This window comes from Lachnoclostridium sp. An169, assembly GCF_002160525.1.
In the GTDB taxonomy this organism is placed as follows: Bacteria; Bacillota; Clostridia; order Lachnospirales; family Lachnospiraceae; genus Mediterraneibacter; species Mediterraneibacter cottocaccae.
In genome coordinates, this window is sequence record NZ_NFKT01000017.1 from 81624 (window position 1) to 97556 (window position 15933).

Genomic DNA, 15933 nt, shown 5'->3' on the forward strand with positions numbered 1-15933 from the left:
TCTGGTCCGGCAGCCGGAACTAATCAGCAAAGCAGGTCCGGATACTGTCTTCCACGGCGTCCGCAAGTCCTGCAAGATCCCGCTCATCCGGATGCGACAAAGCCTGGTCAAAATTCGTAATCATGGCTTTCATCCGCTCATTTTCCGGATCGCTCTCCAGCATTTTTTCATACCGCGCTTTCACGGACACGGGCATCTTTCCCTGGCACATATATGTTCCGATCACTTTATTGTCTCCGGCTATATGGCCTCTGACCTGACCGAGAATCCGTGAAAAATACTCTTCGGAGCCGCCGAATCCCGCGGTGCCGAAAAGAAAGAGCTTTTTCCCATGGAGACTTTCCAGGAATGTCCCCATCTCCTCACTGCAGTTTCCCTTGTCCGTCCAGAAACCGGCGAACAGAATGTCTGCCTCCGGAAGACCGGCTGCTGAATCCCTGCCGGGGAGCCCCGTCGCGGATACTGCGTCCGCAGCTTTTCCGAACCACACACATTCCCCGTTTCTTTTCTCCATATATGTCTGAATTTCATGTGCAAGCATCCCGGTATTTCCCGTGGAACTTGCATAGACAACTGCATATTTCATTGCATCAATCTTCTCCTTCCATCATTCACTCCGCTATACCAGATACTTTTTAAGCTCGGGATATTCCGACAAATGATCTCTGACATAGCACCTCTTAAAAGCTGCAAACTGGGACTCTCTTCGCAGCAAAGCCTTCAATTTTCGCAAAACAACTTTTGAATCCGGCTGATCTCTCAGTGCCTCCAGATTATCCAGAAGCATGTTCATTTCCATCTGCAGTCCCTGAAATCTCCTGGCGCTTTTATAACTGCGCATCGCCGGGCTTCTCAGATTAAAAACCTCCCTGATCAGCATAATCGTCAGCTCCACTTCCCTGTTTTCTTCAGACACCTTACTTGTCAGCTCCACATTTTTGCTGTTGCATCGAAAATTAATATACTGCTCCGGATCTTCCCTGCAGCAGTCTATTATGCCTTCATCATATTTCTTTTGTGCTTTTACACCATTACAATGTCCACAGGCCAAAAACAGATTCTCCCAGTCAAACATTCTGTCACGGTATTTTCCACCTTTGTGCGGCAGACGGTGTTCGATCTGAGGGTCCTGGAGATTTCCAAGACCACAGATATAACATTTCCCATGAAAATCCTGTACAAGACGTTTAAAAACGTCTTCCTGATTATAGGTTCCACTCTTTTTCAGGGCTTCTCTGGACAGCGATTCCGGTGCGGGAAATGACCGTTCAATCTTTACCATCAAATATCCTCCCGCCTTGAAAACTCCAGTTTCAACTTCTGATACTCTGTTGTAATTCCTAACGCAAGATAATCCGGGATCTCATCGAGATACATCTCCAGCCCGGCGATTTCCTCAAAATCATCATCCGACAGTTCTTTTTTCTTTACCAGTTCTTTGTATCTTGCAAACTTTTCCTTCAACTTATCTGATAGCAGGTCTGCCTTGAAATACCCCTCTACAATCCCGTCATACGGAATATCCGACAGCCCATCCTGTACAAGGATTTTCTGCTCCAGATCGTAGATCACCGCATCCTCCAGACTGTTCAGCACAAACGGCGAATGTGTAGATACGATAAACTGGATATTCGGAAATACTGTCGTCAGCAGCTTCATCACTGTCTTCTGCAGCTCGAGATGAAGGTGTGCTTCGATCTCATCAATCAGCACAATTCCCTGAAGATTATATTGAAACTTCCTGCCGGTATACCTTTCCATTCGGATCATAATGTCCACAACTACATCCATTATTGCTGCATATCCACTGGAAAGTGTATTAAAATCATAGGGATCTTTCCCCGGCTCATTTATGCTGAATCGAAATGTATCTTCATCAAACGCCAGTTTAAGCTGATCATTTTCAAAAATCGTCCGGAGCAGATGTTCAAGACCGTCAAACCATCTCTGAATTTCCTGTGCCTTTTCCTCTTTACCTCCGGAAGCTGCAAGTGCCTGGGTCATCTTCAAATCCAGAAGATATTTCACGAAATCTTTCCTTGGATTCTCCTGTATCGTGTACACCGGTTGAAGTTCAATCTTTGCTACATGCTTGGGAACCTCTGCCGCAAATTTACGGTCTGCCTTATAGTACGCGATAATAAACTCTCCCGATGCAAAAGCCTTATCTAAATCCTCTTCTTTCTGCGAATCATTCAGATATATTTCAACCGCAGGCTTTATCATCTTTAACTGCTCTGCATAAGCTTTCAGACGCTTATTCCTCTGTTCTTCACGATTCCGGCTATATTCGACCGTTATCCCGTTGACGAGAAAATCTATCGAATCAGACACTTCTCCGCTTTTCTGATTTTCCGGCTCTCCTATTTCGTCCGCCCTGAAAACTTTACTTAATGTGAATGCAAGTTCCTCCAGAACTGTCGTTTTCCCGCTGCCGTTTTTTCCTGTAAGTATCAGATGTTTCCTTTTCTCTTCCGAAAGGGGAATTTCTATATGCGGAAGATTCCTCACCCGCTCCAAACTCAGTTTTCTGATAAATATTTCCTTCATATATCCTCCTGACCGCGATGTATCTCCGAAAAAAATATCCGGAACAATAACAGGGACACCCGTTGGGGTAATCCCGCCTGGCGTCCCTATTATATCACGATTTCCTGACTCCTGAAAGTCCCGAACAGTCAGGCTGCTCCATTTTTGAACTTCCCGCCGGACTGTCATTCTGCAAATCTCTATAAATCCGCACCGTTATTTGCTATAACTTCCGCATACCAGTAAGAAGAATCCTTTCTCGTACGCTTCTGTGTCCGGTAATCCACATAGACCAGCCCGAACCGCTTGTCATATCCTTCCGCCCACTCGAAATTATCGAGAATGGACCAGTACATGTATCCGATCACCGGCACCCCCTCGCCGACTGCCTTTTTCAGTCCTGCCAGATAGACTTTAAGGAACTCCACTCTCTGAGGATCATGCACCTTCCCGTCGCTCATGACAAAGTCAAGATTCGCCATGCCGTTTTCCGTGATCAGCACCGGAAGCCCGTAGCGCCCGTAAATAAACTTCACCGCCCAGTAAAGCGCATCCGGCGTGATGGGCCAGTCCATGGCCGTGCGCGGCATTCCCGGCCATGCACGCTCATTCCTGCCCTCATACTCATCATAATCATTTGTATTGTAATTATTAAATCCGAAGAAATCCAGGGGCTGACAGATAATCTCCCGCTCTTCCCCGCTGATGACATCCTTCATCGCCCGGGGAATCTCTCCCTTCACCATGGGATCCGCCCACCAGTTCAGATTCCAGAAAGCGCCCTGTTCGCTGAACGTCGCCGCTCTTGCCGCCTCAACGCTCTCCTCCGACGTATTCTCCGGCGTAAACAGGGATGCGTTCAGCGCCATACCGATCTTCGGTGCTTTTTTCGCACATCTGCGGATCGCCTGTACTGCCTTCCCGTGGGATAAAAGCACATTTTTACTCAGGAGTGCAATTTTCTGCGCCATTTCTTCGGGATGTTCCATATCCATACATTTTTCAAAGGGCGCATGATTCCCCATCACATAGCCGCAGCCGATAAAGCAAGCAGGCTCGTTAAATGTCATCCAGTAACTCACCTTGTCGGAGAGAGCCTCCACGACCGTCTCTGTATATTTTTCAAAATAGTCACTGATCTTCGTGCAGTACCATCCGCCCTTTTCATGAAGCCACATGGGGAGATTCCAGTGGAACAGCGTACACATGGGCTCGATCCCCGCATCGGTCAGTTCCTTTACCAGATTCCGGTAAAACTCCAGGCCTTTTTCGTTTATCACGCCCTCAGAAGGCATGATCCTGGGCCAGCTCACGGAGAACCGATAGGCCTTCAGCCCCATCTCCTTCATCAGCGCCACGTCCTCTTTGTATCTGTGGTAGTGGTCGCACGCCACGTTTCCATTCTCCCTGTGCTTTACATGTCCTTCGGAAAGCGCATCCCAGATCCCCGGGCCTTTTCCGTCCTCATTGTACGCTCCCTCCACCTGATATGCGGCACTTGCCGCTCCCCAGTAAAAATTATCCGGAAATGTCATACTGTGAATCCTCTCTTTCTGTAAAATAATCTACTGTAATAAGGATAGCACAACTGTTCCGTTCTGTAACGTTAAATTTTCTTACGCTCTGTCCTCTCTGCCGATCCACCGGAACCGGAACTCATATTCGTAGCATCCCGGTGTAATCCGGTACTCCGGATGAATATTTTTCGTCCAGCCGGTATCTCCGCCAAGGCCCGCATGAACGCCGTCCAACGTCAGTACAGTCCCGCAGCTTTCTCCGAGCTGATCCTGGTAATCCGCCTGCGCATACTGGCGGATGGTCCAGGGAAGTGCGGAGAAATGGAAATACCTGCTGCCGGAAATACGGATTCCTTCTCCGCTGTCACTGCAGATTTCCAGCCAGCGCACGTCCTCTCTTCCGCCGCACTCGCTGCATCTGACGTATGGCACATGCATATCCGAAACCATTGAATCATATATTCCGACAAAAGCCGCCTCTTTTCTGTCTCTGTAGTTCTCCCAGGGACCTCTTCCATAGTACCTGACCGCATGAAATTCCTCCGGGAGAATCACGGTCTGTCCGATTCTCGGAAGTGTCTCAAGACAGGTAGCGTTCACAGCACTGACTTTCAGGGAGATTCCGCTTCCGCTGATCTCGTACATCTTTTCCAGAGAAATCTTTCCGTCCAGATGGGAAAGCTCTGTTTTCACGAATACCGCATCCTCCGCCTGATATACGTGGAAGGACTCCACTTTCCCCTTCGGGTCGTCCAGCCCCTCGCGGATCCAGTCCTCATTATAACAGTTTGTCCCCTGCCCTTCATCGATTCCGGTAGGCGCACGGTAGAACACATCCTGCTCTCCTCCCATCATCACCTTCCCGTCTTTTCTTACTTCCTTCAGAGCACCTCTTTCTCTGTCAAAACGGATCTCGAGACTATTCTCATCCCCGATCCGCAGGATTCCATCTTCTTCGCCGCGGACAGTAAGCCTTTCCGGTCCCCTGTACTCGGGCAGCCGCTCCGGACGATACGTCCGGCTTCCCTCTGCCGGAATCTGCTTCCGGTAGATGATATGTCCGGCTTCCGCATACTGGCATGCCTCTTTCTGGCGTACAGTCAGATTGAAAAATGCTTCTCCCTCTACCAGGTTCCTGTCATACGGAAGTTCCACACGCCGGCTTTCTCCCGGCTTCACAGGCGGAAGATCCAGGATGCCGCTCTCTGCCGGAAACCCGTCGCAGACCAGTTCCCACTCAAAGACATATGCGGACGTATCCATGGAAAGGTTCTCATTTACAACATAGTAAGAACCGATTATCCCATGCCAGTCCCTGTAGACAAGCTGAATCGGAGACTGCAGAGACTGAAGCTCCCAGGCTGCCGGCTTGGGAGTGAGATCTGCAAAGACAATGCCGTTCAGACACATATCCGGCACCGGATCTTTCACGGATTCCCCAAAGGCTCCCGCATAGCGGAGCTGCTTTTTCCCGTCCGCCGACTTCACGTATACTCCCTTGTCATGGTAATCCCAGAGGAAACCGCCCTGGCATCTCGGATATTTCCGGATCATATCCCAGTACAGATCCATGTTTCCGTTACTGTTCCCCTTTGCATAAATATATTCGCACATAATAAACGGACGGTTATCCCCGTTTGACATGCATGTCTCGATCCAGTCACGGTCCGGATACATAGGGCAGATGATATCGCTCATCTCCGGTCTGGATCCGCCTGACTCATACTGAACAGGACGATTGTCAAAGGCCTTCAGCCAGCCGTACATGGCCGCATGATTTGCCCCTGCTCCCGACTCATTCCCCAGGCTCCAGATAATTACACAGGGATGATTCTTATCCCGCAGGCACATCCTCTTTGCCCGCTCCATGTAGGCAGACAGCCAGAGCGGCGAATCGCTCAGTCCCCCGCCATATCCATGGGTCTCGATATTTGTCTCATCCACCACATAAATTCCCAGTTCATCGCACAGGTCATAGAACGCACTGTCTTTCGGATAATGACAGGTGCGCACGGCGTTAAAATTCAGTGCCTTCATGGAACAGATCGTCTTTCTCAATTCATCTTCCGGGACAGTCCTTCCCGTATCCGAACTCCACTCATGCAGATCGGTTCCCCGGATAACAAGCCGTTTCCGGTTCAGTTCCAGAATTCCGTTCTGAATCCTTACTTCACGGAATCCTACACGGCAGCTCTCGATATCCGTGACATTCCCCTCCCCGTCCCGCATTTCCAGGACAAGGGTATACAGATATGGCTCTTCACTGTTCCAGAGACAGGGTGAAGGCACCGGGAACTTCTCTTCTGCAATCTTATCCGGTCCCAGATAGGAACGGTATTCCGCGAACGGCTTCGTCTCCTTCTCTGCCACAGGTTTTCCCTCTGCATCATACAGCGTCATGAATACACGGCCGGTTCCGAAAAGCGGCGTGTCATGATCCGGCCAGATCCGCACTCTGACAAAGGCATCCTCCATAGAACTTCCAAACAGGGTCTGCACCTGGTAATCCACCATTCTCACAGGCGACTTGCTGTATAGGGATACATTTCTTGTAATACCGTGTACATGCCAGTAATCCTGATCTTCCAGATAGCTCTGCGGGCTGAAACTCATCACCTTTACAGCCAGGAAATTCTCCCCTTCCCGGATCAGATCCGTAATTTCAAATTCCGCGTCCAGCTTGCTGTCCTCGGAGAATCCAAACTTCACACCGTTTAATGCCGCTTCAAAAGCCGTCTCCACACCACCGAAATTCAGGAACACTTTCCTTCCCGCAAAGCTCTCCGGCAGTTCAAAATGCCGGTAATAGCATACCGTCAGATTCTCCTTTGGTATGTAAGGGGCGTTCAACTCATAGTTTCCCGGGGTCACTTCCGTCTCGAAACTGTGGTCTCCACGGGTTCTGTCAAAGGGGTAGGGAATATTCGTGTACACCGGTTTTCCGATCCCCTCAAACTCCCAGCAGGCCGGCACCTTTATTTCCCGGCACTGCGGCATATTTTCATACCAGTCCTCCGGCACCTGCTCAAGTGTTTCATAAACGCCGCACTGCCAGGTTCCGTTCAGGCTGACCATGTATTTCGACGCTGTCCGGTCCAGCGTGAGTGCCTGCTCCGCCGTCTCATATGCGCCGAAAGGTGTATGCATAGGAGCACGGTTTACGGACGAAATAATCTCTGATCTGTTCATGGTAATGTTCATATCTGTCTCGTTCCTTTCTTAAAAAAATACTGTCAAAACAGCACAAGAAAAGTATAACGCAGCCGGGTACACACTTCTATACCCGGCTGCGAAACGAGTGCATTTCGTCCCTCCGAAAGTCAAAAACCGGTGCTTTTTGTTCCTTTCGCTCAGGCTTCTGTAAACAGTGGCGTAGAATAATAGCGGTCCCCGGAATCCGGCAGCAGCGCTACAATAACCTTTCCACGGTTCTCCTGACGCTTCGCCAGCTCTATCGCCGCATGAAGTGCAGCCCCCGAGGAGATTCCCGCCAGAACTCCCTCCCTGGCCGCCAGATATTTTGCAGCGGCAAAGGCGTCTGCATTTTCTACGCAGAAGATCTCATCGTAAATCTCTGTATTAAGAACCTCAGGTACAAATCCCGCACCGATTCCCTGAATCTTATGGCTCCCGGGTCTACCTTCAGAGAGTACCGGGGAATCTGCCGGTTCCACCACAACCGCCCGCACAGCCGGATTCTGCTTCTTCAGATACTCACTCACACCGGTAATTGTCCCGCCTGTCCCGGCTCCCGCCACGAAAATGTCCACATTTCCGTCGGTGTCTTGCCAGATTTCCGGACCTGTCGTTTTTCTGTGTATCTCCGGATTGGCAGGGTTGGTAAACTGTCCGGGCATAAAGCTGTCCGGAATCTCACGCGCCAGCTCCTCCGCCTTCTCAATCGCTCCCTTCATTCCTTTCGCTCCCTCCGTCAGAACCAGTTCCGCTCCATATGCCTTCAAAATATTCCTTCTCTCTACGCTCATTGTCTCCGGCATGGTCAGGATAATCCGGTATCCTTTCACCGCTGCGATTGCCGCCAGCCCGATCCCCGTATTTCCGGATGTGGGTTCAATGATAACAGAACCTTTCTTCAGCTTCCCTCTCTCCTCAGCATCCTCAATCATAGCTTTTGCTATCCTGTCCTTCACGCTCCCCGCAGGGTTAAGATATTCAAGTTTCACCAGAATCTTCGCCGGAAGTCCCAGATCCCGTTCGATACCGGACACTTCCATCAGGGGTGTTCTCCCGATCAGTTCTGCTGCGCTTTTATAAATGTTTGCCATAATAATCTCCTTCTTTCTCTTTTTACGGAATAGTACCACCATAAACCTACTAAGTCAATAGGTTTATATGTTTTTATTGAAATATCCTCTTCAGGCGTTTATAATAAACAACATATATTTCAGATAAAATACGGTAAAAAGGAGTGATTATCCATGATTTCAACCAGAGCACGCTATGCACTCCGGGTCATGGCCGACCTGGCGCAGCATCGCCAGGAGGGCTATATTCCTCTGAAGGACATCGCCATGCGGCAGGAAATATCAGAAAAATATCTGGAGAGTATCCTGAAAATACTCGTAAAAGAAAGGATCGTCAAAGGACTGCGGGGAAAAGGAGGCGGCTATATGCTCACCCGCGCTCCCGGGGAATATCCCCTGGGAGAGATCATCGAGATGACGGAGGGAACGCTCGCCCCCGTGGCTTGCCTGATGCCGGAAGCAGAATCTTGTCCGCGAAAAGACAAGTGCGTCACGCTTCCCATGTGGAAGAAATTTGACGCACTTGTCCATGATTTCTTTTATCATATTACGCTGGAAGATCTGGTAGAGGGACGGATCTGAATTCGAAATTTCAAATATGAATTTTGTTATTTTTCCACGCTTACTGCTTCGCGGACAGCGGGCTGTCGGACAGTGCCCAGCCTTCCACAACGCGAACGCCCACCGGCTCCGGATTCTCCTTAAAATGATATTTTCCTATAATATTTTCCTGCAGTACTGTATACCTTTCCGGTATTACGCCTCATCCGGCTGCTGACCGTCATGTGCTTTCCACTGGCACTCCGACATCTCCATATCTGTAAACACCGCCGTAAATGACGAATCTTCCGGCGAGCAGGCATAGATACCGAACCGTATCTTTCCCGCGCCCTGGAACATATGGCAGATTCTCATCTGTTTAAATCTCTTTCCGTCAGACGAACACTCGACACAGTAATCATCTTCTCTCCGGCTGAACCGGTACCACATGGTTTTCACCGAAGCATCGATCTCCGTAGTTGCCCAGTCCGAATATCCGTGATTCGTCACCACACTGCCCAGATGCTGAAATTCGCTGTTCTCATACTCAACCGAAGCCTTCAGCCAGTTTTCGCTGTCCAGATACATGACGATTCCGCACTGGTCAAATCTGTGATGGCTTCCTGTAAAATCTGTTTTCACGGTAAAACTGAAATATTTTTCTTCCGTTTCCATCTGAAATACAGGAGCATTATCATTCCGGAAATGATAGTATGTTCTCTGCCACAAATCCGTGTGCGGCTTCGTCGTAATTTCAACTTTCCCGCCACTTATTTCACATTTCTCCGGTTCCCGCAACCACTCAAAATTTCTGATCAGTTCCATTTTTTATCTCCCTTCTTTTCTGCTCTCTTTCAAAACTCAGATTACCTGATGGTTCAGCCATTTCCGGCTTCTGAAACGAACTGTAAAGATCATACACCTCACGGTCCAGTCCGTAAACATACCGATCCATACCGCCATCGGTCCCATACCGAATACTCTCGCCAGAATGATCGTCAGTGTCACACGGCAGAACCACATGGAAATCACGGATACGGTCATGGTAAACCTCACATCTCCTGCCGCCCGGAATCCATATGCCGGTATGAAGGACATCACCCATACAACCGGCTTTACGACAGTAATCCAGGTCACCATATAAACACAGAGGTCTGCGCTCTCCGGCTCCATGCCGCCGAAATATGTAACCGGCCGGACAAGCGCGTACATGACAAGACAGGATGCAATCAGAACGATTTCCGACACAACACAAAGTTTCTTTATGTAATAGACTGCCTCCTCCTTTCGTCCTGCCCCCAGCGTCTCTCCCACCACAGTCATCAGCCCCACGCCGATTCCTATGGCAAGAATGCCGTTCAGATTCTCGAACGTGCTCGCCATTCCCTGAGCGGCAATGGCAGCCGTCCCCATCATCGATACGGTGGACTGGATCGCCAGCTTTCCGAACTGGAACATTCCGTTTTCCACACCGGAGGGGATACCGATATTCAGAATTCTCCTGATCTCCTTCCAGTCCGGACGGATAGACAGATAATTCTGCAGGGTGATCGCCAGATCGTTCTTTCTGAGCCGGATCATTACCACAACCATAGAGAACATCCGCGCCAGAAGCGTTGCAAACGCAGAACCCGCCACACCGAAGTGCAGCCCCCACACAAAGAGGAGATTCAGCAGAAGATTCAGAATGTTCGCCGCCACGGAAATCATCATGGGGAACCGGCTGTTTTCCTGTGCCCTCAGAATGGATGAGCCATCGTCATACAGCGCAATAAACGGATACGAGATCGCGGAGATAAAGAAATACTGCCGCGCATTTTCCATCACCGCCGCCTCCACATCTCCGAAAATAAGCCCAAGTATCTGGCCGTTAAAAATCAGGCAGAGCACCGCTATGATAACCGACATAAAAGAGGTGATAAACACCAGCTGTCCAGCCGCCTCATTGGCCAGTTTCCGGTTCCCGCACCCCAGATAGTGGGAACACACAACAGTACCTCCGGAAGCCAGGGCAAAAAAAGCCTGCACAATCAGCATATTGATGGAATCCACCAGCGACACCGCAGAAATCGCCGCGGAGCCGAGATTACTGACCACAAAAGTGTCCACGCTTCCCATAAACGAATTGAGAAGCTGGTCCAGTGCCAGAGGAATCAGCAGCGCGGCCAGCTTCCGGTTGTCAAAAAGACGGTTTTGATTTTTTTCTTTTATTTCTCCATTCATAACAGAGTGCCTTCTTACTTTATTTTCTCAATGTAACAATATCATTCTCTCAATCCACGCAGAGCCGCCATGGAAAATGTATAAACTCTGCTGCTCAGCTCCCGGATATCCTCATCCCCCCGGATGTCGGACACTCCCAGAAGCTCGCCGGTCAGATTCCGGGACAGATAGAAATACACGGTCTGTCCCACAATACATGCCGTATAAGCTCTCAGAGCGACCGGATCATGAATATCTGAGATTTCTTCCACGGCTGTTGTCAATGCTTTTACATGAGATCACCAGCCTTGTCTGGAATGAATAAAGTATACCACAAAGCAGGGACCATGTTCAACACATGGTCCCCTGTGTATAATAGAGAATCCTCAGTTGTTCTTTACCGCTTTCTTTTTGATAAGCTCTTTTCCTGAGGTAAAGACAATGGTCACACCCAGGATCATCAGCAGGATGGCTACAATCAGCTGAAGACCTTCCACCATGAATACACCGGTCCCTGCCGTAAAAGCTTTCACCAGGGCGATGGTACGCTGTACCAGAGCCGTAAATGTCACGCAAAGCATTATCACAAAAGGCGGAACCAGCGTTTTCATTTCCCTGCCGGTCACTTTCAGGAATACACACAGAGTAATCAGCACCAAAGCGCTCAGCAATTGGTTGGCGCTTCCGAACAGCGGCCAGATATTGGAATATCCAACCTGTGTCAGGATGTAGCCGAAGGCCAGGGTAATCAGGGTTGCAAAGTATTTGTTACAAAGAAGTTTTCTCCACCCCTCCGCGTGCTCCATATCATCCACACTGAACAGCTCCTGGAAAGACATTCGTCCGATCCGTGCCACGGAATCCAGCGTCGTAAAGGCCAGGGCAGACACGCACATGGTCATAAAGCTCTGGGCCACATAAACCGGAATTCCGAACATCTCCAGAAATCCTGCAACGCCCGAGGAAAAGATCTGGAACGGTGTTCCGACAGCAGCGGTTCCGTCTGGGCTTGCTGCGGCGCCTGCCACACACAGCGCAATGACTGCCAGCAGACTTTCCAGAACCATGGCGCCATATCCTACCTTCAGCATGTCCTTTTCATTGGAAATGGTTTTGGAGGAAGTACCCGAAGATACCAGACTGTGGAATCCTGAAACAGCTCCGCAGGCAACTGTCACAAACAAAATCGGGAACAGCGTTCCAAGATTTTCATTGTCGAATCCAGTATATGCAGGCAGATTCATGGTGGGATGCGCAAAGATCAGTCCCAGTACTGCTCCCGCGATCATCCCGATAAACATAAAGGTTGACATATAATCTCTTGGCTGCATCAGGAACCACATAGGCAGAACCGCCGCCAGGAAAATATAGATGAAAGCGATATAGATCCAGGCCTCTTTGCCCAGAGTCACCGGCAGATTCATTCCGAAAACGAAAGCTAGCACCGTGCAGACCAGACCGATTACCACTTCTTTCCAGCCCGTAAATTTCATCTTCCTCTGAATCAGACCAAACACTGCCGCAAACAGAATGAAGAAAAGAGAAATACTGCCTGCCGCCCCATTCACTCTTGCATTTTCCGACAGACTTCTCACGCCGTCGGTCACCACGTATGCATTAAAGGTATCTGCCACCATATCTGCAAAAGCCGCCAGAACGATCAGCGTAAACAGCCAGCAGAATCCCAGAAACAATTTTCGCCCGGCCTTTCCGATATATTTTTCGATCAGCAGACCCATGGACTTTCCATCATTTTTCACGCTTGCGTACAGGGCTCCAAAATCAGTAACCGCCCCGAAAAAGATACCTCCCAGAAGAATCCACAGAAACACCGGCACCCATCCGAATGCCGCCGCCTGGATTGCTCCGGTGACAGGGCCCGCGCCGGCGATGGAGGAAAACTGATGGGCAAATACCGTCCATCCGTCTGTGGGGACGTAATCCTGTCCGTCATTATACTTCACCGCTGGAGTTTTCGCCCTGGGATCGATTCCCCATTTCTTTGCCAGCCAGCGTCCGTACAATACATATGCGGCGAACAGACAGACGGCGGCAATCAGAACAATTATTAACGTGTTCATGTTTTTCACTCTCCTTCGTTTTTTACGGCATAATAGTCCGAGGCTGACCGTCCTGCCTCATTGGCCGCGTTATCTTGTAAAAAGCAGCAAAGTCTTTATTTCTCAAGGAAAAATCTCCTGTGAAATAAAAAAAGCCTTCTTACAGATTACTCTGTAAGAAGACGAAGGATTTCTCTCCGCGATACCACTTCCATTACCGGCATACACATACGGTCTCTTAGTCCTGTCTGATTTCATCCGGTGCACTGCACGTCAGACTGCTGTCCCAACAGGCTTCCCTTTAACGGTGGAACTCCGTTCAGAATTACCGATCATCGATTTTCATCCTGACTGCTTGCAGGTGATGATTCTCCTGGTGTGCTGCTTTCTCGCATCAACCGAAAGCTCTCTGAAAACACATTTCCCGGAAATCTTGTCCTGTTCCTTGCATTTACTTTTTACAATACCCATATTATATTCCGATTTTTCTATTTGTCAAGAGGAAGCTTCTATCTTTTTTTAAGTCCGTACCGACTATATCCTCTGAATATAAAAGGCAGCAAAACAATAAATAATACACTGTACAGAAACATCAGGAATGAAATCTGACGGAATACAAACGGCCCGATCTGGAAAAGGTTCGGTGTCCTTACAGCATTAAAAATATTGGTCAATACAGTCGGCAGCAAATTGAAAAATGCATCAAATGCGGGTAATGCCCTTGCGATAAACGGCATCATACAAAGCAGGAAAAACGGAATGCATATCGCCAGATTAGGCGTGTGCATTTTTACAGTTACCAGCATAGTCAGTGCCGCGCAGAACATTGTTGCGATGTAACCGCCTGCAAGAATCAGTAAATAATATTCTCCATACGTCATAACATAAATGCTGTAGGGATCTCCTAACTGATACGGCGTGAAAAATCCGCTCGTTCCCATTACTGCAAAGGAAATGAAAGATAATATTCCCACTCCGATCCAATAGACAACAGTTGACACGAGGATTCCCGCGATAATCTTGTTTTTTATTGCCTTCGATCTCCCATACTTAGCGGCCAAAAAGACATCCTCTGTTCCCGGACGGAACTCTCCGGAAAAAATACCGGCTGCCAGAAATCCTATGATCACTGCCATCAACAGTACATAGGTTTGTACATACATTGTCATCGTATCCCAGGAATCTTTCGCTTCGAACATAAGAGGTATTTCTATCTTTTCATAAATACTTTCCAGATAACTTCTCTTTTCAGGTGTAGTCCCATACTCTTCCGCCATTTTTTTCATGTTGTCTTGGTAGATCGTATAGATATCCTGTAGTTGTTCATCTGAAAGCTGATACACTACACTTTCATTCCATTCCGAATCCGGAGTCATTACATCAATTACAAAGCTATAGATATCGTAATATGACTGTACCTGCTTTCCCCATTCCTCCTCCGGTAATCCATCGGGATACTTAGCTGATAATTCTTTGTAATCTTTTATCACCTGAGCAATTACCTCTGGTGTCAGATCTCCTTTCCACTGATTTTTATCTTCAGCCAGAAGCCGTCCCGCTTCAATCCCCGTGTGACTCTGCCCCTCTTCATCCGTATAACTCATGCTCCCGATCGCCATACCGGAATAAATAATCGTCACCACAAGCACTGCCGCAAGCAAGACCTGATTAATCCGCTTTGAAAAAATCTTTTTCAGCTCAAATTTCAACATCAACTTTATCACCTGCTTTCTCTCCAAAATACAGAAGAAATGCATCCTCCAGTGTTGCCGCTGTCTGTACTGCGTTCCCGGTCGGCGGAGTCTTCGAAAGGACTCTCAGCTCCACTCCGTCAGATACTGTCCTTATTGACGGACGTTATAACGGAGAAATCGTACGTTTTATACGATGCTGAGCTCGAACTGCTCCAGCCAGTCCACTCCGTCACATAGTAGCCCGATAGATTGTCCGGGTCGCCGGTGCCGGAGACGCCCTCTCTCGCTCTTACCTCTACCTCGTAGGTAGGATTGATAACGCCTTCTGCATTTCCTGTGTTTGTAAAGGTGCAGGTGGTCTCCCGCTGAACCGTCTTTGTCTCTACCTTTGTCTTTTCTCCGGCAGTGCCGTCAAAGTGTCCGTAAAGGGTCACTTCATACTCAAAGATATCCAGCCCGCCGGTGGTTTCCGGCTTATCCCAGCTGGCTTTTAAGCCGGTTTCTGTCAGTTCCAGCTTCAGATTTGTTGGCGCAGCCGGTACACCCGCCGCAAAAGCGGTCATTGGCAGCATCCCCAGCAGCATACACAGGGAAAGCAGCAGCGCCGTCAGTTTCCTTTTTGCTTGCATTTGGTTTCTCCTTGTCAAATAAGATTGCTTATCCTTTGGTATGTACCAAAGGATAGAAGGGATATTCCTTCTTGAAAAGGATACCGGCTGCGCCGGAGCGGGCTGTGGATTTTGCACGAAGCCCGCCCGCAGGCGCTTTTGCCGGTTTTGTTTATTACTCAGCCTTATTTCCCGGCCGCCGCCTTTTTCCGCCTGTAGAACAGCATTCCCAGCACGCCGCCGCAGGAGGCCAGCATCAGGCTGATCCACAGCGCCATATCGCTGCTGTCCCCAGTCTGGGGGCTGCCGGTTCCCGCTGCAGGGATGGCTTCAGTCTGCACATATTCACAGACCGCACAGCCGCGCTCTCTGGAACCTTCTTTGGTCTCGGTGGCCTCTTTGGTTACTTTCCAATCGCCGTAGATATGGTTTGCCACATTCAGCCTTTCGCCGCAGGAGCATTCCTGCCAGTGCTCGGTATCGTCATATTTCCATGCTTCATCATGGATGCTGTGTTC

Annotated in this window: 14 protein-coding genes and 1 other annotated feature; of the genes, 1 reads left to right on the forward strand and 13 read right to left on the reverse strand. The window is 49.1% G+C overall.

Annotation, left to right across the window (positions count from 1 at the left end; translation table 11 throughout):
• Positions 1-19: 19 nt before the first annotated feature.
• The 6 genes from bilS to cysK form a co-directional block, all read right to left on the reverse strand.
• Positions 20-586 carry a flavodoxin family protein BilS gene (gene bilS / locus B5F07_RS12870; RefSeq protein WP_087161692.1) on the reverse strand — a complete coding sequence of 189 codons (567 nt, stop codon included), beginning with the start codon at positions 584-586 and terminating at the stop codon, positions 20-22.
• Between the two features lie 33 nt (positions 587-619).
• Positions 620-1282, reverse strand: coding sequence for an HNH endonuclease (locus B5F07_RS22845; RefSeq protein WP_191404686.1), 663 nt, complete (start codon positions 1280-1282; stop codon positions 620-622).
• Positions 1282-2550, reverse strand: coding sequence for an AAA family ATPase (locus B5F07_RS12880; RefSeq protein WP_087161693.1), 1269 nt, complete (start codon positions 2548-2550; stop codon positions 1282-1284). Before B5F07_RS12880 ends, B5F07_RS22845 begins: the two co-directional genes overlap by 1 nt.
• 179 nt (positions 2551-2729) lie before the next feature.
• On the reverse strand, positions 2730-4064 hold the full coding sequence (locus B5F07_RS12885) for a GH1 family beta-glucosidase (protein ID WP_087161694.1): 1335 nt from the start codon (positions 4062-4064) through the stop codon (positions 2730-2732).
• An 81-nt stretch (positions 4065-4145) separates the two neighbouring features.
• The gene (locus B5F07_RS12890; RefSeq protein ID WP_087161695.1) at positions 4146-7247 is read right to left on the reverse strand and encodes a glycoside hydrolase family 2 TIM barrel-domain containing protein; all 3102 of its coding nucleotides are present in this window, start codon (positions 7245-7247) and stop codon (positions 4146-4148) included.
• Positions 7248-7396: 149 nt separating this feature from the next.
• Positions 7397-8332, reverse strand: a complete 936-nt coding sequence (gene cysK / locus B5F07_RS12895) for a cysteine synthase A (RefSeq protein WP_087161696.1) — start codon at positions 8330-8332, stop codon at positions 7397-7399.
• Positions 8333-8485: 153 nt separating this feature from the next.
• Between cysK and B5F07_RS12900 the strand changes: the two genes are divergently transcribed.
• Entirely contained in the window at positions 8486-8893 is a 408-nt protein-coding gene (locus B5F07_RS12900; protein WP_087161697.1) for an RrF2 family transcriptional regulator, read from the forward strand.
• A 174-nt stretch (positions 8894-9067) separates the two neighbouring features.
• On the opposite strand, the gene B5F07_RS12905 is transcribed toward B5F07_RS12900, so the two are convergent.
• From B5F07_RS12905 to B5F07_RS12935, 7 genes are all read right to left on the reverse strand, one after another.
• A complete protein-coding gene (locus B5F07_RS12905) occupies positions 9068-9676 on the reverse strand; it encodes a DUF1349 domain-containing protein (protein WP_087161698.1) in 609 nt (202 codons plus the stop codon).
• A 36-nt stretch (positions 9677-9712) separates the two neighbouring features.
• The gene (locus tag B5F07_RS12910; protein WP_087161699.1) at positions 9713-11074 is read right to left on the reverse strand and encodes an MATE family efflux transporter; all 1362 of its coding nucleotides are present in this window, start codon (positions 11072-11074) and stop codon (positions 9713-9715) included.
• A gap of 41 nt (positions 11075-11115) precedes the next feature.
• Complete coding sequence (locus B5F07_RS12915; protein ID WP_140398018.1) at positions 11116-11325, reverse strand: hypothetical protein; 210 nt, start codon at positions 11323-11325, stop codon at positions 11116-11118.
• A 114-nt stretch (positions 11326-11439) separates the two neighbouring features.
• Complete coding sequence (locus B5F07_RS12920) at positions 11440-13134, reverse strand: carbon starvation CstA family protein (RefSeq protein WP_087161701.1); 1695 nt, start codon at positions 13132-13134, stop codon at positions 11440-11442.
• 154 nt (positions 13135-13288) lie between these two features.
• Positions 13289-13568: a binding site (T-box leader), on the reverse strand.
• A gap of 54 nt (positions 13569-13622) precedes the next feature.
• Positions 13623-14825, reverse strand: coding sequence for an ABC transporter permease subunit (locus tag B5F07_RS12925; RefSeq protein WP_242972525.1), 1203 nt, complete (start codon positions 14823-14825; stop codon positions 13623-13625).
• A gap of 119 nt (positions 14826-14944) precedes the next feature.
• Entirely contained in the window at positions 14945-15436 is a 492-nt protein-coding gene (locus B5F07_RS12930) for a fibronectin type III domain-containing protein (RefSeq protein ID WP_087161703.1), read from the reverse strand.
• 164 nt (positions 15437-15600) lie between these two features.
• On the reverse strand, positions 15601-15933 hold a 333-nt coding region (locus B5F07_RS12935; protein WP_140398019.1), incomplete at its 5' end, for an LPXTG cell wall anchor domain-containing protein.